Origin of the sequence: Micromonospora echinofusca (assembly GCF_900091445.1) — a bacterium.
Classification (GTDB): domain Bacteria; phylum Actinomycetota; class Actinomycetes; order Mycobacteriales; family Micromonosporaceae; genus Micromonospora; species Micromonospora echinofusca.
On sequence record NZ_LT607733.1, the window covers coordinates 1,076,299 to 1,098,429 of the forward strand.

A 22,131-nucleotide genomic window follows, 5' to 3' on the forward strand; every position below is an offset into this window, starting at 1 on the left:
GAGCCCCGCAGTCGCGAACGAAGGTGGCGCTGTGAGCGCGAGGAGTGAGCCGGGTCTGCGAGCCCCGCAGTCGCGAACGAAGGTGGCGCTGTGAGCGCGAGGAGTGAGCCGGGTCTGCGAGCCCCGCAGTCGCGACCGGAGAAGGTGTCGTGACCGAGCGCGAGGAGGAGACCGTGGCCCGAACCGAGGAGACGCCCGCCGCCGGGCCGGCGCCGCTCGCCCCCGCCGACGCCCCGCTGGTCGAGGCGCCCGCCGACGCCGTCGCGGGCGAGGTGGTGCTGCGCCTCACCGACGTGGTCAAGACCTTCCCGGGCGTACGCGCCCTGGACGGGGTGCAGCTGGAGGTGCGCGCCGGCGAGGTGCACTGCCTGCTCGGTCAGAACGGCGCCGGCAAGTCCACCCTGATCAAGGTGCTGGCCGGGGTGCACCGGCCCGACTCGGGGCTCGTCGAATGGCGGGGCAGCCCGGTCACCTTCGCCAACCCGCAGGCCGCCATGCGCGCCGGCATCGCCACGATCTACCAGGAACTCGACCTGGTCGAGGACCTCTCGGTGGCGGAGAACGCCTTCCTCGGCCACGAGCCGCGCCGGCTCGGCTTCGTCCGGCGGGGCACCATGGCCCGGCGTACCCGGCAGATCCTCGGTCGGCTCGGCCACGCCGAGATCCCGCCCGGGCGGATGGTGCGCGCGCTGCCCGCCGCCGGCAAGCAGATCGTCAGCATGGCCCGCGCGCTCTCCCACGAGGCCCGGCTGATCATCATGGACGAGCCGAGCGCCGTGCTGGCCCACGACGAGGTGGGCAACCTGTTCCGGATCATCCGGGAGCTGACCGCGCAGGGCATCGCCGTCATCTACATCTCGCACCGGCTGGAGGAGATCCGCGAGATCGGCGACCGGGTCACCGTACTCAAGGACGGCCGGACCACCGCGGCGAACCTGCCGGCCCGCGACACCCCGACCCGCGACCTGGTCAGCCGGATGACGGGCCGCACCATCGAGTACGTCTTCCCGGACCGCCCGGCCGGCGCGGCCGACGGCGCGCAGCTGCTCACGGTCGAAGGGCTGACCCGGGCCGGCGAGTTCGCCGACGTCTCGCTCGACGTCCGGGCCGGCGAGATCGTCGGCATCGCCGGGCTGGTCGGCTCGGGCCGTTCCGAGCTGCTGGAGACCATCTACGGCGCGCGCCGCGCCGAGGCCGGCTCGGTGCGGATGGCCGGCCGGGCGCTGCGCCCCGGCAGCGTCGGCGCGGCGGTGCGCTCCGGCATGGGGATGGCCCCCGAGGAACGCAAGAGCCAGGCGCTGCTGCTGGGCGAGCCGATCTACCGCAACGTGACCCTGGCGACCTTCGCCCGCTACGCCCGCGCCGGGTTCACCGACGCGGGGCGGGAACGGGCGGAGGCGGACCGGATCGCCGAGAGCCTGGAGCTGCGCCCCCGCGACGTACGCCGGCCGGTGCGCACCCTCTCGGGCGGCAACCAGCAGAAGGTGGTGGTCGGCCGCTGGCTGCTCGGCGACACCCGGCTGCTGCTGCTCGACGAGCCGACCCGGGGCGTCGACGTCGGCGCGCGGGCGGAGCTCTACCAGGTGATCCGGGGGCTGGCCGCGCGCGGCGTCGGGGTGCTGCTGGTCTCCAGCGAGGTCCCCGAGGTGCTCGGCCTGGCCGACCGGGTGCTGGTGATGCGGGAGGGGCGGGTCGTCCACGAGGCCCCGGCCCGCGAACTCGATGAGAACACCGTGCTCGACCTCGTCATGGCGGGGTCCCTGATGGAAGGCGCGCCGGCATGACCGAGGGTCCTACTCCCACCGTGGCGCCGCAGCCGGCGGCACACCTGCCGGCGCAGTCGCCGCCGGTGCATCCCGCACAGACCGGGGCGGCCGGCGACAAGGTGGCGGCACCGGGCCGGATCTCCTGGTGGCGGGGCGACGGCGGCGAGGGCGCCCGCCGCAACCTCGGCCTGATCGGGGTGCTGGTCGTGCTCGTCGTGATCGGCGCCCTCACCCGCTCCGACCTGTACTCGAACCCGGACTGGGTGTGGGACAACGTCCTGAGCATCCTCAAGCTGGCGGCCGTGGTCGGCGTGGTCACCGTGGGCATGACCTTCGTGATCATCGGCGGGGGCATCGACCTCTCCGTCGGCGCGATCGTCGCGCTGGCCGGCGTCTGGTGCACCACGGTGGCCACCCAGAGCTACGGCGCCGGCGGCATGGTCTTCAGCGCGCTCACCGTCGGGCTGGCGGTCGGCCTGGTCAACGGGCTGCTCATCTCGTACGGCCGGCTGGTGCCGTTCATCGCCACGCTCGCCATGCTGGTGGCCGCCCGGGGCCTGGCCGCCGAGATCTCCGACAAGCAGACCCAGGTGTCGGAGAACGGCTTCATCAACGGGCTCGCCAGCAACAGCCTGCTCGGCATCCCGCTGCTGGTCTACATCCTCGCCGCCGTGGTGGCCGCCGGCTGGGTGCTGCTCAACCGCACCACCTTCGGCCGGCGTACGGTCGCCGTCGGCGGCAACCCGGAGGCCGCCCGGCTCGCCGGCATCAACGTCCGGCGGCACACCGTGCTGCTCTACGCGCTCTCCGGCCTCTGCTGCGGGATCGCCGCCATCATGCTCACCGCCCAGGCCAACTCGGCGCAGGCGGCGATGGCGAACCTCTACGAGCTGGACGCGATCGCCGCCGCGATCATCGGCGGCACGCTGCTCAGCGGCGGGCGGGGCACCATCATCGGCTCCCTGCTCGGGGTGGTCATCTTCGCCACCATCACCAACCTCTTCGCCATCAACGGCCTCTCCACCGAGGCCCAGAACATGGTCAAGGGCGGCATCATCGTCGCCGCCGTCCTGGTCCAGCAGGTCCAGTTCCGCAGCCTCACCCAGTTCCTGGGCCGCAACCGGCTCACCACCACCTGACCCGCACCACAGCACACCGGGCCGCGTCGCACCGACCCGTACCCGAACCGCATCCGCACTCCGCGCGACATCCGGGCCACCCGAACGACGGTGGCCGGGCCCCGTACGCCCTCTTCCGTCCCGCACCGCGAGTTTCCTCCACCACCGTCAACCCAGGAGGTCGTCATGACCCAGCACAGTCGCGACATGTCACGCCGCCGACTGCTCTTCGGCGGGGCCGCCGTCGGCGCCGGCGTGCTGCTCGCCGGCTGCACCAGCAACGAGACCAAGCCGACCGAGGCGCAGACCAAGGCGGCGGCCGCGCCGGGCGGCAACAACGAGCCCGGCAAGCGGGTCGTCATCGGCTTCTCCGCGCCGGCTGCGGACCACGGCTGGATCGCCGCCATCACCAACAACGCCAAGGCCCAGGCCGGGACGTACTCCGACGTGGAGTTCAAGTCGGTCGAGGCCGGCGCGGACGCGGCGGCCCAGCGGGCGGCGCTGTCCACGCTGATCTCGCAGAAGCCGGACGTGATCGTGCTGCTGCCGCACGACGGCAAGGAGCTCAACGCGTTCGGCCTGGAGGCGATGAAGGCCGGCGTGCCGGTGGTCAACCTGGACCGGGCGTTCCCCGACGCGCGGGCCTACCGGCTCCAGATCAAGGGCGACAACTACGGCATGGGGGTGGCCGCCGCCACCTACATGATCGAGCAGTTCAAGGCCAAGGGCGTCAGCAACCCCGTGATCGCCGAGATCGCCGGCATGGACGAGCTGGAGCTGACCCAGGAGCGGTCGAAGGGCTTCCTCGACACCCTGACGGCGAGCGGCTTCAAGGTCGCCAACCGGCGGGCCGCCCGGTTCACGGCCGACTCGGGGCAGCAGGAGGCGGCGCAGCTGCTCCAGGCCCTGCCGAAGATCGACGCACTCTGGAACCACGACGACGACCAGGGCATCGGCGTGCTGGCGGCGGTCAACCAGAGCGGCCGCAAGGAGTTCTTCATGGTCGGTGGCGCCGGCTCGAAGAAGGCGATGGAGGACATCCAGGCGGACAACACGGTGCTCAAGGCGACCGTGACCTACAGCCCCTCGATGGCCTCCTCGGCCATCTCCCTGGCCCGCCTGATCGGCCAGGGCAGGGGCATGTCCGACCTGGTGGAACTCCAGGTGCCCAAGGAGATCATCCTCGCCTCGGAGACGATCACCAAGGAGAACGCGGGCGACTACCTCAAGCTCGGGTTCTGACACACGGGGGGAGACCCACCTTGTCCACGACAGACAGAGAACTGCGGGTCGGCATGGTCGGCTACGCGTTCATGGGCGCCGCGCACTCGCAGGCGTGGCGCACCGTGAACCGGGTGTTCGACCTGCCGGCGCGGGCCCGGATGGCGTTGATCTGCGGCCGGGACACCGCGAAGGTGGCCGACGCCGCCGGCCGGCTCGGCTGGGACGCGCACACGACCGACTGGCGCGAGCTGGTCGCCTCCGACGACATCGACGTGGTCGACGTCTGCACGCCGGGGGACAGCCACGCCGAGATCGCCCTCGCCGCGCTGGCCGCCGGCAAGCACGTGCTGTGCGAGAAGCCGCTGGCCAACACGATCTCGGAGGCCCGGGCGATGGCCGCCGCGGCGGTCACCGCGCAGGCCGCCGGGGTGCGGTCGATGTGCGGGTTCAACTACCGGCGGGTGCCGGCGGTCGCGATGATGCGCCAGCTCGTCGCCGACGGTCGGCTCGGGGTGATCCGGCACGTCCGGGCGACGTACCTGCAGGACTGGATCGTGGACCCGCAGTTCCCCCTGGTCTGGCGGTTGCAGCGGGACCGGGCCGGCTCCGGTGCGCTCGGCGACATCGGCGCGCACATCATCGACCTGACCCAGTACGTCACCGGCCGGCGGATCACCGGGGTCAGCGCGGTCACCGAGACGTTCGTCAAGGAGCGGCCGCTGCCGGCCGGGTCGAGCGGGCTGGCGGCGACGGTGGACGGGGCAGCGGTGGACGGGCTGACGGCGGCCGACGCGAACGGCGCCGACGGTCACCGCCCGGCCACCGGGATGGTGACCGTCGACGACGCGGCGGTCTTCGTGGCCCGGCTCGACGGCGGCGTGCTGGCCACGTACGAGGCGAGCCGCTTCGCCACGGGACGCAAGAACGCCCTCCGGGTGGAGATCAACGGCTCGCTGGGCACGGTGGCCTTCGACCTGGAACGCCTCAACGAGCTGGAGTTCTACGACGCGACGCGCCCGGCCGCCGAGCAGGGCTTCAGCCGCATCCTGGTGACCGAGGGGGAGCACCCGTACATGTCCGCGTGGTGGCCGCCCGGGCACATCATCGGCTACGAGCACTCCTTCACCCACCAGGCGCGGGACTTCATCGAGGCGGTCGCCACCGGCGTCGACCCGGCCCCCTCCTTCGTGGACGGGTTGCAGGTCCAGCTCGTGCTGGACGCGGTGACCCGGTCGGCGGAGCTGGGCTCCTCGTGGACGGAGGTGGAGCCGGCCCTGACCACGGTGGCCGCCTGAGCCGACTCCGGTGCCGACCGGCGAGGGTCCGGCCGCGGTTGCGCCCCGCGGCCGGGACGAGGTCGGAACCGGAGGGCGTGCGGCCGGGCCGGCGTGGCCCGGTGCCGCACGAGCAGAACGGTCGTCCGGTGCGGCCGGACCGGGATTCCCCGGCCGCACCGGAGGACCGTCACCACCCGGCGACGCCGCCGGGCCGTGTCACCCCACGACGTCCGGTCGGCGCGCGCCGTCGTCCCGGCCGGCGGACGCGGGGGAGGCAGGGACGGGACGCCGACCGGCCCTGCCTGCCAGCCCCGTCCGTCCGCGCCCGCACCGGGAGCCGGGCCGGGGTCGTCGCCGCCGACGTCGACACCGGACCGGCGGGCTCCACCCGGGGCAGCCGGCGGACGGGGCCCATCCGCATAGATCCGTATCTTTCTGAACAAACTTCTGATATCTATGTAACTCAATGCACGGCTGGTTCCTCCTGATCGGGAAGGAGCACCATGCGTACGGGTGTCTGGCTGGTGGGAGCGCGCGGCTCGGTCGCGACCACCAGCATCGTGGGGGCGCTCGCCCTGCGGTCCGGGCTCACCGGCCCGACCGGCTGCGTCACCGAGCTGCCCGACCTGCGTGGGCCCGCCCTGCCGGCCTTCACCGACCTGGTCTTCGGCGGGCACGACGTTGCCACCACCCCGCTGGCGAAGCGGGCCGAGGCCCTGGCCGCCGCCGGCGTGCTGCCCGGCCGGCTGGTCGCCGCCCTCCCCGACGAACTGGCCGCGGTCGAACGCGCGCTGCGCCCGGCCCCCGCCGGCGGCACCCAGACGGACCGGGCCGCCGCGACCGTACGCGACCTGACCGACTTCCGCCGCCGGCACCGGCTCGACCGGGTCGTGGTGGTCAACGTCTCGGCCACCGAACCGGCCGCCCGACCGCACCCGGGCCACGCCGACCCGGGCGCGCTGGCCGCCGCGCTCGCCGATGGCGACGAGGTGCTGCCGCCCAGCTCCCTCTACGCGTACGCGGCGGTGCGCGCCGGCTGCCCGTACGTCGACTTCACCCCGTCCACCGGGCTGCGGCTGCCGGCCCTGACGGCGCTGGCCGCCGAGTACGGCGTCCCGTACGCCGGGCACGACGGCAAGACGGGGGAGACCCTGGTCAAGTCCGTGCTCGCGCCGATGTTCGCGATGCGGCACCTCGCGGTGCGTTCCTGGTCCGGGGTCAACCTGCTCGGCGGTGGCGACGGCGCCACCCTCGCCGACCCGGCGGCCAACGCGGCCAAGGTGGAGAGCAAGCAGCGGGTGCTCGGCGAGACCCTCGGCCACCTGCCGCAGGGCGGCACCCGGATCGAGTACGTCGAGGCGCTGGGCGACTTCAAGACCGCGTGGGACCTGGTCACCTTCGCCGGCTTCCTCGGCACCGGGATGCGGATGGAGTTCACCTGGCACGGCTGCGACTCCGCGCTGGCCGCGCCCCTCGTGCTCGACCTGGCCCGGCTCACCGCCGCCGCGCACGCCGCCGGCCACGCCGGCCCGCTGGTGGACCTCGCCTTCTTCTTCAAGGACCCGCTCGGCGCGCCCACCCACTCGCTGGCCGAGCAGTGGACCCGGCTGTGCGACCTCGCCCGCCGGCTGCACGCGGGGGACACCGATGCCACGCCTCGCTGACCTCGCCGAACTCGTCCGGGCACCGGCCGCGCTGTCGGTACCCGGGGACGTCGTGGCCGGCGCGGCGGCCGCCGGCACGCTCGGCCGGCGTACGCCCGCGCTGGCCGCCGCGTCCGTCCTGCTCTACTGGGCGGGGATGGCGTCCCCGCCTGCCCCCGGGGAGGGACCGTGACCGCCGACGCCGCGACCGACACGAGCGGCCTGCGGGCGCGCTTCGACGCCGCGCTCGCCGCGTTCCTCGACCGGCAGGGCCGGGACTGGCCGGACGGCGCACCCCGGGGCGTCTTCACCGCGCTGCACCGGTTCGTGCTGGCCGGCGGCAAGCGGCTGCGCCCGCTCTTCTGCTACTGGGGCTGGCGGGGCGCGGACGGCGTCGACGGCGCCCCGATCGTGACGGCCGCCGCCGCGCTGGAGCTGTTCCACGCGTTCGCGCTGATCCACGACGACATCCTGGACGGCAGCGACCGCCGTCGGGGCGGGCCGTCGGTGCACAGGCTCTTCGCCGACCTGCACGCCCGCTCGTCCTGGCGCGGCGACCCCGAGGCGTACGGGCGCAACACCGCCCTGCTCTGCGGCGACCTCTGCGCCGCCTGGTCCGACCAGATGTTCCACGAGTGCGGCCTGGACCCCGGGCGGGTGCACCGGGGGTACGCGGTCTACGCGCTGATGCGTACCGAGGTGATCGCGGGGGAGTACCTGGACCTGGTCTCCGGGGTGGGCGACGGGTCGGTGGCGAGCGCGCTGACCGTGGTGCGGATGAAGGCGGCCCGCTACACGGTCACCCGGCCGTTGCAGATCGGCGCGACGCTGGCCGGGGCCGGGCCGGAGCGGGTCGCCGCGCTGGCCGGGTTCGGCGACCCGTTGGGCGACGCGTTCCAGTTGCGCGACGACGTGCTGGGGGTCTTCGGCGACCCGGCGGTCACCGGCAAGTCGGTCCTGGACGACCTGCGGGAGGGCAAGCCGACGGTGATGATGGCGCTGGCCCGTGGCGCCGCGGACCGGGTGCAGGCCGCGCGGCTGCGGGAGCTGTTCGGCAACCCGGCGCTGGACGGGGACGGCGCCGCCGAGCTGCGGAAGATCATCGAAGCCACCGGGGCCCGTGAGCGGATCGAGGGGATGATCCGGGTACGCGCCGAGGCCGCGCTCGCGGCCCTGGCGTCCGCCCCGGTGACCGCCGAGGCCCGCGCCGCCCTGGCCGGGCTCGCCGCCCAGGCCGTCGACCGGCCCTGCTGAGCCGCCGCACACCGGCGACTTTCCGCGATATCGACGAAAGTTAGTGCCGGATCGGCGGAAGGTATGGACACATCGATGTGCGCCGCTTAATGTCGGGCCATCACGAATGTGTTTCGTCGAGGTGAACCGGCGGCGCGGGAACCCATCGACTGGTGACCTCCGATCGATGGGGTCCGCCCCATCCCTCGCAGGTCACGGCCGGCCGGGCACGGCACCCGGCGGGCCGAGCGCATCCCCCGCTACGGCATCCGGCGCGACGGCGCGCGCCCGCCCTGGCAGTCACTCGTCAGGAAGGGACGGCACACCCATGTCCACCCAGGACGCCCCCATCCACCGGCTCCGCCGGCGGCTCAGCGCCGCCTCGGCGCTGCTGCTGGCCGCCACCGCGGGCACGGTCGCCCTCGGCGCCGGCCCGGCCACGCTGGGCGGCCCCACCCCGGCCGAGGCCCACCCCGTCGTCGGCACCGACTTCCAGCAGGTCACGCTCGCCAAGGGCGTCGCCGAGGTCGGCGAGCCCATGACGATAGCGGTGCTGCCGGACCGGTCGGTCCTGCACACCGCCCGCAACGGCACGGTCCGGCGTACGGACTCCGCCGGCACCACCTCCGTGATCGGCACGGTGCCCGTCTACACCCACGACGAGGAGGGGTTGCAGGGCATCGGGGCCGACCCCAACTTCGCCACCAACCGGCACATCTACCTCTACTACGCCCCGCCGCTGGCCACCCCCGCCGGGGACGCGCCCGCGACCGGCAGTGACTTCTCGGCCTGGCAGGGCGTCAACCGGCTCTCCCGGTTCACCCTCAACGCCGACTTCACGATGAACACCGGCAGCAAGGTCGACATCCTCGACGTACCCGCCGACCGGGGCATGTGCTGCCACGTCGGCGGCGACATCGACTTCGACGCCGCCGGCAACCTCTACCTGTCCACCGGCGACGACACCAACCCGTTCGACTCGGCCGGGTACGCGCCCATCGACGAGCGCACCAACCGCAACCCCGCGTACGACGCGCAGCGCAGCGCGGCCAACACCAACGACCTGCGCGGCAAGATCCTGCGGATCAAGGTGAACGCCAACGGCACGTACTCGATCCCGGCCGGCAACATGTTCGTCGACTCGGACGCGCGGACCCGCCCCGAGATCTACGCGATGGGCTTCCGCAACCCGTTCCGGATGAGCGTCGACCGGGCCACCGGCATCGTCTACGTCGGCGACTACGGCCCGGACGCCGGCACCACCAGCGCCCGGGGCCCCAGCGGCCAGGTCGAGTTCAACCGGATCACCGGGCCCGGCAACTACGGCTGGCCGTACTGCACGGGCACCAACACCGCCACCGAGACGTACGCCGAGTGGGACTTCGCCGCCGGGACCGCCGGGGCGAAGTACAACTGCTCCGGCGGGCCGACCAACAACTCGTTCCGCAACACGGGCCTGCCCACCCTGCCCGGCGCGAAGCCGGCCTGGATCCGGTACGCCGGCGACGCCGGCACCCCGCCGGAGTTCGGCGGCGGCTCCGAGTCGCCCATGGGCGGCCCCGTCTACCGCTACGACGCCGCGCTCAACTCCACCACCAAGTTCCCGCAGTCCTTCGACGGGCAGTTCTTCGCCGGCGAACTCGGCCGGGGCTGGGTGAAGCCGATCCACCTCAACGCCGACGGCAGCCCGGGAACCATCGACACGTTCCCCTGGAACGGCAAGCAGATCATGGACATGGCGTTCGGGCCCGAGGGCGCGCTCTACATCCTCGACTACGGCACCGGCTACTTCAACGGCGACGCCAACTCGGCGCTCTACCGCTACGACTACATCGCCGGCGGCAACCGGGCGCCGACCGCCGTCGCCGCGGCCGACAAGACCTCCGGCGCGGCCCCGCTGACCGTCAACTTCTCCTCAGCCGGGTCCAGCGACCCGGAGGGCGGGACGCTCACGTACTCCTGGGCGTTCGGCGACGGCACCAGCTCGACGGCGGCCAACCCCAGCAAGACGTACACCGCCAACGGCACCTACCAGGTCACGCTGACCGTACGCGACCCCCAGGGCGCCACCGGCACGGCGAACGTGCAGATCGGCGTCGGCAACACCGCGCCCACGGTCACCATCGACAGCCCGGCCAACGGCAAGCTGTTCAGCTACGGCGACACCGTGCCGTTCAGCATCACCGTGACCGACCCCGAGGACGCCGCCATCGACTGCACCAAGGTCAAGATGACGTACGTGCTGGGCCACGACAACCACGGCCACCAGATCACCTCGAAGAACGGCTGCTCGGGCTCGATCACCATCCCCGTCGACGGTGAACACGACGACGCGGCGAACATCTTCGCCGTCTTCGACGCCGAGTACACCGACGCCGGTGGGCTGACCACGCACAAGCAGCACACCCTCCAGCCGCGCAAGCGCCAGGCGGAGCACTTCAAGACCTCCTCCGGCGTCGGGACCTTCGACAAGGCCACGGCCGAGGGCGGTAAGACCGTCGGCGACATCCACAACGGCGACTGGATCGCGTTCGAGCCGTACCGGATCGACAACGCGACCTCGTTCAGCGCCCGGGTCTCCTCGGCCGGCGCCGGCGGCACCCTCCAGGTGCGGGTCGGCTCGCCCACCGGCACCGTGCTCGGCTCCGCCACCGTCCCGGTCACCGGCGCCTGGGACACGTTCACCACCGTCAGCGGCAGCATCTCCGGTGCGCCGGCCAGCACCGGGACCCTCTACCTCACGTTCGCCGGCGCGGGCACCGGCGCGCTCTACGACGTGGACACGTTCGCCTTCACCACCGGCGCGGCGGGGGTCCGCACCGGCCCGGTCGTCGGGCTCGGCGGCAAGTGCCTGGACGTGCGCAACGCGGCCACGGCCGACGGCACCCAGATCCAGATCTACGGCTGCAACGGCACGGCCGCGCAGACGTGGACGGTGACGCCGAACTCGACGGTGAAGGCGCTGGGCAAGTGCCTGGACATCTCCGGCGGCGGGTCCGCCGACGGCACGAAGATCCAGCTGTACGGCTGCAACGGCACCGGCGCGCAGAACTGGTCGGCCCAGGCGGACGGGACGCTGAAGAACCCGCAGTCCGGCAAGTGCCTGGACGTCTCGGGCAACAACCCGGCCGACGGGCAGGCCGTGCACCTGTGGACCTGCCACACCGGCGCCAACCAGAAGTGGACCCTGCCCTGACCTGAGGCGGGGAGGGGCCGCCGTGCCCCTCCCCGCCCCGGCGGGCCCTCGACAGCCCCGGCATTGGAGAGCGACATGCGCAGACTCCTCCGACCCCTCCTCGGCGCGGCCACCGCCGTCCTCGCCGTCCTCGCCTGCACCACCCCGGCCACCCCCGCCAGCGCCGCCGACGCCCCGTACGACGTGCTGGTCTTCTCGAAGACGGCCGGCTTCCGGCACGACTCCATCGCGGTCGGCACGCAGGCGATCCGCGACCTCGGCGCGGCCAACAACTTCACCGTCACCGCCACCGAGGACGCCGCCCAGTTCACGACCGCCAACCTGTCCCGCTTCGAGGCGGTGGTCTTCCTCAACACCACGGGCGACGTGCTCGACGCCACGCAGCAGAGCGCCTTCGAGTCGTACATCGGCGCCGGCGGCGGGTACGTCGGCGTGCACGCCGCCGCCGACACCGAGTACGGCTGGTCCTTCTACGGCAACCTGGTCGGGGCGTACTTCGCCTCGCACCCGCACATCCAGCAGGCGAACGTCAAGGCGGAGAACCGGGCGCACGCGGCGACCGCGCACCTGCCGCAGACCTGGACCCGCACCGACGAGTGGTACAACTACCAGACCAACGCCCGCTCCACGGCCCGGGTGCTGGCCACCCTCGACGAGTCCTCCTACTCGGGCGGCTCGATGGGCGCCGACCACCCGCACTCCTGGTGCAAGACCCACAGCGGGGGCCGGTCCTTCTACACCGGCGGCGGGCACACCCAGGCGTCGTACGCCGAGCCGGCCTTCCGCGCCCACCTGCTCGGCGGCATCCGGTACGCGGCCGGCCGGGCCAAGGCCGACTGCCGGCCCGAGAGCGGGTACACGCCGCTCTACAACGGCTCCACCACCGGCTGGTCGCAGGCCGGGCCGGGCAGCTTCAGCAACGCCGACGCCACCCTCACCTCGGTCGGCGGGATGGGTCTGTACTGGTACAGCGCGAAGCAGTTCACCAACTACTCGCTGAAGCTGGACTGGCGGCTCGCCGGCGACGACAACTCCGGCGTCTTCATCGGCTTCCCGGCCTCCAGCGACCCCTGGTCGGCGGTGAACAACGGCTACGAGGTGCAGATCGACGCCACCGACGCGGCCGACCGCACGACCGGCGCCGTCTACACCTTCAAGTCCGCCGACATCGCCGCCCGGGACGCGGCGCTCAACCCGCCGGGGGAGTGGAACACCTACGAACTGCTCGTCGAGGGCGAGCGCCTCCAGGTCTTCCTCAACGGGGTGAAGATCAACGACTTCACCAACACCGACCCGGTCCGCTCGCTCGCCGGCCACATCGGGCTCCAGAACCACGGCACCGGCGACGACGCGTCGTTCCGCAACATCCGGATCAGGGAACTCGGCGTCGACCCGCCGGGCGGGAACACCACCGTCCAGGCGGAGGCGTTCAGCTCGGCCGGCGGGGTCGCCCCGTTCGCCAAGGCCGGCGCCAACGGCGGGCAGACCCTCGGCCACATCGACCCGGGCGACTGGGCCGCGTACGCCGGGGTCGACCTGACCGGGGTGACGTCGCTGCGGGCGCGGGTCGTCTCCGGCGGGCCGGGTGGCACCCTCCAGGTGCGTACGGGATCCACGACCGGCACCGTGCTCGGCTCGGTCGCCGTGCCGAACACGGGGAGCTGGACCACCTTCGCCGACGTCACGACCGCCCTGTCCGGGGTGCCGTCCGGCACCCGGGACCTCTACCTGACCTTCACCGGCTCGGGCACGGGGCTCTTCGACGTGGACGACTTCACCCTGGTCAGGTCCGGTGGCAGCGGCGGCGTCGGTCCGATCCGCGGCCTGGGCGGCAAGTGCCTGGACGTGCGCAACGCGGCCACGGCCGACGGCACCCAGATCCAGATCCACGGCTGCAACGGCACGGCCGCGCAGACGTGGACGGTGACGCCGAACTCGACGGTGAAGGCGCTGGGCAAGTGCCTGGACGTCTCCGGCGGCGCCTCGGCGGACGGGACGAAGATCCAGTTGTGGACGTGCAACGGTACGGGCGCGCAGAACTGGTCGGCCCAGGCGGACGGGACGCTGAAGAACCCGCAGACCGGCAAGTGCCTGGACGTCTCGGGCAACAACCCGGCCGACGGGCAGGCCGTGCACCTGTGGACCTGCCACACCGGCGCCAACCAGAAGTGGACCCTGCCCTGATCCGCTGACCCTCCCGTTCCGCCCCGCGATCCGGCGGTCCGGCCCGGCACGGTGTGCGCACCGGGGGCGGACAGCCGCAGGATCGCGGGGCGGGGCGGGGCTTTCGTGGGGGGCCCGGTGGTCCTAGAGTGGGGGCGGCGACCGTCGCGGTTGCCGGTGACCGGCGGGAGGCGCAACCCGCCCGGTCCAGGTGCGCAGGCACCCACCGGCGCTCCGCAGCGGCCCGCCGTGTGCCGGCCCGGCCGGTCACCCTCGCCCCGGTCACGCACCCACGGAATCCCCCATCACCACAGGGGAGAAGCACCATGGCGCGACCCATCACGCTCTTCACCGGCCAGTGGGCCGACCTTCCGTTCGACGAGGTCTGCCGGCTCGCCGCCGAGTGGGGCTACGACGGGCTGGAGATCGCCTGCTGGGGCGACCACTTCGAGGTCGACAAGGCGCTCGCGGACGACTCGTACGTCGAGCGGAAGCGGGAGACCCTCGCGAAGCACAACCTGAAGGTCTTCGCGATCTCCAACCACCTGGTCGGCCAGGCCGTCTGCGACCACCCGATCGACGAGCGGCACCAGGGCATCCTGCCCGCCCGGATCTGGGGCGACGGCGAACCCGAGGGCGTACGCCGCCGCGCCGCCGAGGAGGTCAAGGACACCGCGCGGGCGGCGGCGAAGCTGGGGGTCGACACCGTCGTCGGCTTCACCGGCTCGTCGATCTGGCACACGCTGGCGATGTTCCCGCCGGTGCCGCCGTCGATGATCGAGCGCGGCTACCAGGACTTCGCCGACCGGTGGAACCCGATCCTGGACGTCTTCGACGAGACGGGGGTGCGCTTCGCCCACGAGGTGCACCCGAGCGAGATCGCGTACGACTACTGGACGACGAAGCGGACGCTGGAGGCGGTCGGGCACCGGCCCGCGTTCGGGCTGAACTGGGACCCGTCGCACTTCGTCTGGCAGGAGCTGGACCCGGTGAACTTCATCTTCGACTTCGCCGACCGGATCTACCACGTCGACTGCAAGGACGCGAAGGTGCGTACGGGCGACGGGCGGCGGGGCCGACTCGCCTCGCACCTGCCGTGGGCGGACATGCGGCGCGGCTGGGACTTCGTCTCCACCGGCCACGGCGACGTGCCCTGGGAGGACTGCTTCCGGGCGCTGAACGCGATCGGCTACGCCGGCCCGATCTCGATCGAGTGGGAGGACGCGGGGATGGACCGCCTCGTCGGCGCCCCGGAGGCGTTGCAGTTCGTCCGCCGGCTCGCCTTCGACGCCCCGGCCGCGGCGTTCGACGCCGCGTTCAGCAGCAAGGACTGACCGCTCCGGGCCTACCCGGGCGGGCCGGGACCGAGGGTCAGGCAGCCGGGCGGGCCGGCGTCGAGGGTCCCGCACCCGGGCGGGCCTGCGTCAGCGGGCGCACACGGGGGCGGCCGGCGGCAGCGGGCAACACCCGAGCGGGCCGGGCGCCCGAAGGCGTCCGGCCCGCTCGGAGGTGCGATCAGAGGGTGCTGCCGTTGGTGCCCGAGCTGGACGGCTTGCTACGGGGCGTGGTGGTGGCCGACGTCGACCCGGGGGTCGCGCTCGTGCTCGACGACCCGGAGGCGCTCTTCGCGCCGACCGTGGCCGGCGTGCCGGCGAACGCGTCGTCGGCGGCGGTCAGCTCCTGCTTCTGGCCGTTGGTGCTCAGCTTCTCGCCCAGCTTCGACTGGCCGAGCTTGTCCTTGCCCTCGCTGTAGAGGCGGGTCGCCTGGGCCTGCGCGACACCGGCCGCCTCCTGGACGGTCGGGTGGTCGAGCACCTTGCGGCCCCGGATCACCAGCTCCTCGTACTTCTCCCGACCGGCACGGGCGCCCAGGACGAATCCCGCAGCCAGCCCGCCAAGGAACATCATCTTTCCGCGCATGGCGGCTCCTTCCGTACCTGACGCGCCGTCGTCCGGCGGGCTACCCCACCGGAGGCGACCAAATCGCGCCTGTCTTCTCTGTCCGCAGCTAACTACCCATCCTGCTCTCCGCTCATACCTCCTTGTGCCGGGATGACGATTTGTCTCGGTTTATTATCGTCTGGCCCAGGGAACGGTTCCGGGGGTAACCCCCTGGACCGACACCCCCCGGAATCCTGTACTCTTGTCCCCGTCGCACGGCGCAGCGAAATCGGCGCCGGACGACGCAACGGTCCCCCGTAGCTCAATTGGCAGAGCAGCCGGCTGTTAACCGGCAGGTTTTTGGTTCGAGTCCAAACGGGGGAGCTTCCACACCTGACGCCCGTCGGCCACGCCGGCGGGCGTTCGCCGTTCCCGCCTCCGTGACCCGTTCCCGCCCCGTGACCCGTTTCCGTCACCCCGGGCCCGCTCGCCCGGCAGGATGGTCGATGTCGACTTGGACTCCCGCTGCGTCGATTGATACGTCGATTCATGGGGTGGGTACGGATGCCCGGAAGAGGTGGCCACGGCAGGATCACGCTCGTCGCCGTGGCGGTCGTGCTGGCGTGGCTGGTCGTCGGGGCGGTCGCCGGTCCGTACGCCGGCAGGCTCAGCGAGGTCGCCACCAACGACAACGCCTCCTTCCTGCCCGCCGAGGCCGAGGCCACCCGGGCGCAGGAGCTGTCCGCCCGGTTCGTCGAGCGACCGACCACCCCCGCCCTCGTGGTCTACGAACGTGCCGGCGGCCTCACCGACGCCGACGCGCAGCGGGTGGCCGCCGACGCCGCCCGGTTCGCCCGGGTGCCCGGCGTCGTCGGCCCGCTGCCGCCGCCGATCCCCAGCGAGGACGGGCAGGCGCTACAGGTGGTCGTACCCATCGACGACGCCGACGGCGAACGGATCGGCACGGTCGTCGAGGAACTGCGCGCGATCGCCGGCGACGACCGCGACGGGCTCGGCGTGGACGTGGCCGGCCCCGCCGGCCTGCTCGCCGACCTGATCGAGGTCTTCTCCGCCATCGACGGCACCCTGCTGATCGTCACCCTCTGCGTGGTGCTGGTCATCCTGCTCGTCGTCTACCGCAGCCCCGTCCTGTGGATCTTCCCGCTGCTCTCCGCCGGGATGTCCTTCGCGCTGGCCGCGGTCTTCGTCCACCTGCTCGCCGACGCCGACGTGATCAAGCTCAACGGGCAGGCGCAGGGCATCCTCACCGTGCTCGTCTTCGGCGCCGGCACCGACTACGCGCTGCTGCTGGTCGCCCGCTACCGGGAGGAACTGCACCGGCACGAGCGCCCCTGGGACGCCATGCGGGCGGCCTGGCGAGGCGCCGCGCCGGCCATCGTCGCCTCCGGCGGCACGGTCATCGTGAGCCTGCTCTGCCTGCTGCTGTCCAGCCTGAACTCGAACCGGGCGCTCGGCCCCGTCGCCGCCATCGGCATCGGCGCCACCCTGCTGGTCATGCTGACGTTCCTGCCCGCCCTGCTGGTGCTGGGCGGGCGGTGGGCGTTCTGGCCGCGCCGCCCCCCCCGTACGACCGGGCCGACCCCCGGGCCGAGCACGGCATCTGGAGCCGGATCGCCGGCTTCGTCGCCCGGCGGGCGCGACCCGTCTGGCTGCTCACCACCCTCGCCATGGCCGCGCTCGCACTCGGCCTGACGCAGCTCGGCGCGACCACGCTCGGCCAGTCCGACCTCTTCACCGGGCGCACCGACTCGGTCGCCGGGCAGGAGGTGATCGCCCGGCACTACCCGGCCGGCACCGGCAGCCCCGCCACCATCTTCACCACCCGCGACACCGCCCAGGAGGTCGCCCGGGTGGCCCGGGGCGTGCCGGGGATCGCCACCGTACGACCCGTCACCGCCCACCGGACCGGCCCGCCCGACCCGAACGCGCCCCCCGCCGTCGTCGACGACACCGTGCAGTTGGAGGCGACGCTCGCCGACCCGCCCGACAGCGACGGCGCCGAGCGGGCCGTCCGCGCGCTGCGGGCGGCGGTGCACGGCGTACCCGGCTCCGACGCCGTCGTCGGCGGCTTCACCGCGATCAACGTGGACACCTCCGCCGCCTCGACGCGGGACCGCAACGTGATCATTCCCGTCGTGCTGGTGGTGATCGCGATCATCCTGGCCCTGCTGCTGCGGGCGCTCCTGGCGCCGCTCCTGCTGATCGCCACCGTCCTGCTGAGCTTCGCCGCCACGCTCGGCCTCTGCGCGCTGGTCTTCCGGTACCTCCTCGACTTCCCCGGCGTGGACGCCTCGTTTCCCCTCTTCGCCTTCGTCTTCCTGGTCGCCCTCGGCATCGACTACAACATCTTCCTGATGAGCCGCGTCCGCGAGGAGTCCGTCCGGCGGGGCACCCGGGCCGGCGTGCTCGCCGGGCTCGCCGTCACCGGCGGCGTGATCACCTCCGCCGGCATCGTGCTCGCCGCGACCTTCTCCGCGCTGGCCGTACTGCCGCTGGTGGTGCTGGTCGAGCTGGGCGTCGCGGTCGCGGTCGGGGTGCTGCTCGACACCATCGTCGTCCGCTCGCTGCTGGTGCCCGCGCTGGCGTACGACATCGGGCCGAAGATCTGGTGGCCGGGCCGGCTGTCCCGGACGAACGGAGAGCGGGAGGCGCGAGATGCTCGCTGAGACCGACGTGATCGTGGTCGGCGGCGGCCTGGCCGGGCTCGCCGCGGCCCGGCGGTTGCACCGCGCCGGCGTGCCGTGGCGGCTGCTGGAGGCCGGCGACCGGCTTGGCGGCCGGGTCGCCACCGACGCGGTCGACGGCTACCTGCTCGACCGCGGCTTCCAGGTGCTCAACACGGCCTACCCCCGGCTCGGCGCCCTGCTCGACGTCGACCGGCTGCGCCTGGGCCACTTCACCTCCGGCGTGCTGGTGCGCAAGGGCGACCGGCTGACCCGCCTCGTGAACCCGCTGCGCGAACCGACCGGCGTCCCCGGCACCGCGCTGGCCGGCGTGGGCTCGCTGCTCGACCGGCTGCGCTTCGCCGCGCTCGCCACGGGCTGCGCCACCCTGCCGAAGGGGCGGCTGCTCGCCGCCCCGGAGACCACCACCGAGACGGCGCTGCGCCGCGCCGGCCTCTCCGACGCGATCGTCGAGGAACTGCTGCGGCCGTTCCTCTCCGGCGTCCTCGTCGACCGGGAACTGGAGACGTCCAGCCACGTGCTGGCGATGGTGCTGCGCTCCTTCGCCCGGGGCCGCATCGGCCTGCCCGCCGAGGGGATGGCCGCGCTGCCCCGCGCCGTCGCCGACCCGCTCCCGGCGGAACTGATCGACCTGGACACCCCGGTCGCCGAGGTGGCGCCCGGGCGGGTCCGCACCCAGGCCGGCGACATCCGCTGCCGCGCCGTCGTGGTCGCCGTGGACCCGCCCGCGGCGGCCACGCTCCTGCCGGGCCTGCCGGCCGTACGGATGCACAGCTACACGACCTACTACCACGGCACCCAGGAGCCGCCGCTGGACGAGCCGATCCTGCTCGTCGACGGCGACCGGCGGGAGATCGTCGCCAACACGGTGGTCGTCAGCCGGGCCGCGCCCACGTACGCGCCCGCCGGGTGGCACCTGGTCGCCACCTCGGTCGTCGGTCCGACGGCCCCGCCCGAGGCGACCGTACGGGCGGAACTCACCCGCCTCTACGGCCGCTCCACGACGGACTGGACCCACCTCGGCACGGTGTCCATTCCCGACGCGCTGCCCGCCGCGCCGCCGCCGCAGGGCCGGCTGCGTAAGGCGGTGGCGCTGGGGGAGGGCCTGTTCGTGGCCGGGGACCACCGCGACAGCCCCTCCATCCAGGGCGCCCTGACCAGCGGCTGGCGCGCCGCCGGGGCCGTCCTGTCGGAGCTGCGTACCGGCTGAACGGTGGGTCACGGCCCGTTGAAGATCACTTATGCTCCTCGCCATGCCCGCACCCCTTCCGCCGCCCGACCTCGACGCCGCAGCGGCGTACCCCCAGGTCGGTCAGGTGCGCGCGGCCCTCGCAGCGCGCGACTGGCCGGCCCTGCGCGCGCTCGTCGACGGGCAGGACCCGCACGGCCGGACCTTCCTCGTCGGCGAGGCCGGCGAGGCCGAGGACATCGAGGAATTCCTCCGGGACGTGCTGGCGCAGCGGCCCGACGACGCGCTCGCCGGCGCCCTGCTCGGGTCGCACCTGATCCGCGCCGGCTGGCGGATCCGCTCGTCCTACCGGGCCCAGCACGTCAGCCGGGAGCAGTTCGCCCAGTTCCACGACCACCTGCGGCGCGCCGAGCAGGTGCTGATCGACGTCACCGCCCGGCACCCGGACGACGCGGCGGCGTGGACGCAGCGGATCACCAACGCGCGCGGACTGGAGCTCGGCCAGGCCGAGGCCCGCCGCCGCTACGACCAGCTCGCCAAGCACCACCCCCACCACCTGCCGGCCCAGGCGTCGCTGCTGCAACAGTTCTGTCCCAAGTGGAGCGGCACCTGGGAGCGGGCACACGGCTTCGCCCGGGAGTGCGCCGACGCGGCCCCGCCCGGCGCCCCGAACGCGGTGCTGGTGGTCGAGGCCCACCTGGAGGAGGCGCTCGACCACGACAACCTCGGCAAGGCGAGCGCCCACCTGCGCGGCGCGCACGTGCGGCACGAGATCCACCAGGCGGCGCAGCAGTCGGTCTGGCACCCCGGGTTCCGCAACGGCTGGGGCTGGGTCTGGGTACGCAGCGTCTTCGCGATGGCCTTCTGCCTCCTGGAGGAGTACCCGGCGGCGGCGCAGCAGTTCGCGGCCATGGGACCGCTCGGCGACGAGGCGATGTTCGGCTACATCGGCGACCCGGCCAAGCAGTTCCAGAAGTTCCGCGACAAGGCGTACGCGAAGGGCGGGCAGTCATGATCCAGGAACTGGACGTGGACGGGGTGCCCACGCTGCTCGCCCCCACCGGCGGGCCGATGCGCGCCGGGCTGACCTTCCGGGTCGGCACCGCCGACGAGACGCTCGCCCGCAGCGGCATCACCCACCTGCTGGAACACCTCGCCCTGGCCCCCCTCGGGCTGGCCGACTACCACGTCAACGGCGCCACCGCGCCCGTGTTCACCACGTTCCACATGCAGGGCTCCGCGCAGGACATCGCCACCTTCCTCACCTCGGTCTGCGCCAACCTGACCGACCTGCCGACCGGCCGGCTGGACGTGGAGAAGGAGATCCTGCGCACCGAGCACAGCAGCCGGGGCACGGCCGCCGTCGACGACATCCCGCTGTGGCGCCACGGCGCCCGCGACTTCGGCATCACCAGCTACCCCGAATGGGGGCTGGGCGCGCTCACCGCCGACGACCTGCGACAGTGGGCGGCCCGCTGGTTCACCCGGGAGAACGCGGTGCTCTGGATCGCCGGGAAGTCCGTGCCCGCCGGGCTGCGGCTGGCACTGCCGTCGGGCGTACGGCAGCCGGTGCCGGCGGCGTCGTCCGCGTTGCCGCAGACCCCCGCGTACTTCGTCAGCGGCTCGCGGGCCGTGGTGCTGGACGCCGTCGTGCGGCGCCGGACCGCCGCGAGCGTCTTCGCCGGGGTGCTGGAGCGCGAGCTGTACCGGGCGCTGCGCCAGGACGGCGGCCTGTCCTACCAGACCACGGCGGGCTACGAGCCGCGCGGCGACGGCCACGCGACGCTGCGGGCGCTGGCCGACTCGCTGCCGGAGAAGCAGGACGCCGTGCTCGGCGGCTTCGTCGACACGCTCGCCAAGCTGCGCGTCGGCCGGATCGAACAGGCCGACCTCGACGCCGTCGTGGCGAAGCGGGAGGACTTCCTCGGCACCGCCGAGGTGGACGCGGCACGGCTGCCGTCGTACGCCTTCAACGTGCTCACCGGCGAGCGCAACCTCACGGTCGACGAGCACCGCGCCGAGCTGAAGGCCGTCGACGTCGACGACGTGCACGAGGTGGCCCGCGAGGCGCTGGCCGGCGCACTGCTGATGGTGCCCGAGGGGTACCGCGCCGACTGGGCCGGCTTCGCCGCGGCGCCCACCCGCTCGGCCGGCACGGTGGCCGGCACCGCCTACCGCGAGAAGGAGGGCGACGGCGAACTGCACGTCGGCGTCGACGGGGTGAGCTGGCTCGGCCACGGCGGCCCGCTCACCGTCCGGTACGCCGAATGCGCCCTGATGCTCGCCTGGCCCGACGGCGCCCGGCAGCTCATCGGCGACGACGCCATCTCGATGCGGATCGAACCGACCATGTTCGACCTGCACCCCGGCGCGATCCGGGTGATCGACTCCCAGGTGCCGGCCGGTCGGCAGGTGGTCATGCCGGCCCGCGACCCGGACCGCATCCCGCAGCCACGGGCCGCTGGCGGCGCCGAGCGGCGGGAGCCGGCGAAGCGCTCCTGGTGGGAGATCCCGCTGATGGTCGTCAGCGGCCTCGCCGCGCTGGCGATCGGCGGCGCGAACGCTCTGCTGACCCTCGGCATGTTCATCACCGAGACCGCCGAGAGCGACAAGGGCTGGCTGTGGGGCGTCATCACCGTGGGATGGCTGCTCACTGTTATCCTCGCGTTGCCCATCGTGCTGCTGCGCCGGCGACGCCGATGAGCGACGGCGCCGTTTCGTACTGGCCGGTGATCC

14 protein-coding genes, 1 tRNA gene and 1 pseudogene are annotated in these 22,131 nt (G+C 73.2%); 15 read left to right on the forward strand and 1 reads right to left on the reverse strand.

What is annotated here, in order from left to right; all coding sequences use genetic code 11:
- Positions 1–272 precede the first annotated feature (272 nt).
- The 10 genes from GA0070610_RS05030 to GA0070610_RS05075 all read left to right on the forward strand — a co-directional run bounded on the left by GA0070610_RS05030 (position 273) and on the right by GA0070610_RS05075 (position 14,954).
- Complete coding sequence (locus GA0070610_RS05030; RefSeq protein WP_172896645.1) at positions 273–1,784, forward strand: sugar ABC transporter ATP-binding protein; 1,512 nt, start codon at positions 273–275, stop codon at positions 1,782–1,784.
- Positions 1,781–2,905, forward strand: coding sequence for an ABC transporter permease (locus tag GA0070610_RS05035; RefSeq protein WP_088998940.1), 1,125 nt, complete (start codon positions 1,781–1,783; stop codon positions 2,903–2,905). Before GA0070610_RS05030 ends, GA0070610_RS05035 begins: the two co-directional genes overlap by 4 nt.
- A 165-nt stretch (positions 2,906–3,070) precedes the next feature.
- The gene (locus GA0070610_RS05040; protein WP_088998941.1) at positions 3,071–4,126 is read left to right on the forward strand and encodes a substrate-binding domain-containing protein; all 1,056 of its coding nucleotides are present in this window, start codon (positions 3,071–3,073) and stop codon (positions 4,124–4,126) included.
- A 53-nt stretch (positions 4,127–4,179) separates the two neighbouring features.
- Positions 4,180–5,403: a Gfo/Idh/MocA family protein gene (locus GA0070610_RS05045; RefSeq protein ID WP_172896646.1), complete on the forward strand. Its 1,224-nt coding sequence runs from the start codon at positions 4,180–4,182 to the stop codon at positions 5,401–5,403.
- 485 nt (positions 5,404–5,888) lie between these two features.
- Positions 5,889–7,049, forward strand: a complete 1,161-nt coding sequence (locus GA0070610_RS05050) for an inositol-3-phosphate synthase (RefSeq protein WP_088998943.1) — start codon at positions 5,889–5,891, stop codon at positions 7,047–7,049.
- The gene (locus GA0070610_RS05055; RefSeq protein WP_231925912.1) at positions 7,033–7,221 is read left to right on the forward strand and encodes a hypothetical protein; all 189 of its coding nucleotides are present in this window, start codon (positions 7,033–7,035) and stop codon (positions 7,219–7,221) included. The genes GA0070610_RS05050 and GA0070610_RS05055 overlap by 17 nt, the downstream gene beginning before the upstream one ends.
- A complete protein-coding gene (locus tag GA0070610_RS05060) occupies positions 7,218–8,282 on the forward strand; it encodes a polyprenyl synthetase family protein (RefSeq protein ID WP_172896401.1) in 1,065 nt (354 codons plus the stop codon). Before GA0070610_RS05055 ends, GA0070610_RS05060 begins: the two co-directional genes overlap by 4 nt.
- Before the next feature lie 307 nt (positions 8,283–8,589).
- Complete coding sequence (locus tag GA0070610_RS05065) at positions 8,590–11,457, forward strand: PQQ-dependent sugar dehydrogenase (protein ID WP_088998945.1); 2,868 nt, start codon at positions 8,590–8,592, stop codon at positions 11,455–11,457.
- 75 nt (positions 11,458–11,532) lie between these two features.
- Complete coding sequence (locus GA0070610_RS05070; protein WP_088998946.1) at positions 11,533–13,641, forward strand: ThuA domain-containing protein; 2,109 nt, start codon at positions 11,533–11,535, stop codon at positions 13,639–13,641.
- A 305-nt stretch (positions 13,642–13,946) separates the two neighbouring features.
- Entirely contained in the window at positions 13,947–14,954 is a 1,008-nt protein-coding gene (locus GA0070610_RS05075; protein WP_088998947.1) for a sugar phosphate isomerase/epimerase family protein, read from the forward strand.
- A 181-nt stretch (positions 14,955–15,135) separates the two neighbouring features.
- On the opposite strand, the gene GA0070610_RS05080 is transcribed toward GA0070610_RS05075, so the two are convergent.
- Positions 15,136–15,540: a hypothetical protein gene (locus GA0070610_RS05080; protein WP_088998948.1), complete on the reverse strand. Its 405-nt coding sequence runs from the start codon at positions 15,538–15,540 to the stop codon at positions 15,136–15,138.
- Positions 15,541–15,812: 272 nt separating this feature from the next.
- On the opposite strand from GA0070610_RS05080, the gene GA0070610_RS05085 reads away from it, so the two are divergent.
- The 5 genes and pseudogenes from GA0070610_RS05085 to GA0070610_RS05105 all read left to right on the forward strand — a co-directional run bounded on the left by GA0070610_RS05085 (position 15,813) and on the right by GA0070610_RS05105 (position 22,098).
- Positions 15,813–15,885: transfer RNA gene (locus tag GA0070610_RS05085), tRNA-Asn, on the forward strand.
- A 180-nt stretch (positions 15,886–16,065) separates the two neighbouring features.
- A pseudogene (locus GA0070610_RS05090) lies at positions 16,066–18,188 on the forward strand (MMPL family transporter).
- Positions 18,178–19,416, forward strand: a complete 1,239-nt coding sequence (locus GA0070610_RS05095) for an NAD(P)/FAD-dependent oxidoreductase (RefSeq protein WP_088998949.1) — start codon at positions 18,178–18,180, stop codon at positions 19,414–19,416. Before GA0070610_RS05090 ends, GA0070610_RS05095 begins: the two are co-directional and overlap by 11 nt.
- A gap of 43 nt (positions 19,417–19,459) precedes the next feature.
- Positions 19,460–20,410 carry a hypothetical protein gene (locus GA0070610_RS05100; protein ID WP_089003280.1) on the forward strand — a complete coding sequence of 317 codons (951 nt, stop codon included), beginning with the start codon at positions 19,460–19,462 and terminating at the stop codon, positions 20,408–20,410.
- A complete protein-coding gene (locus GA0070610_RS05105) occupies positions 20,407–22,098 on the forward strand; it encodes a M16 family metallopeptidase (RefSeq protein WP_088998950.1) in 1,692 nt (563 codons plus the stop codon). Before GA0070610_RS05100 ends, GA0070610_RS05105 begins: the two co-directional genes overlap by 4 nt.
- Positions 22,099–22,131 lie beyond the last annotated feature (33 nt).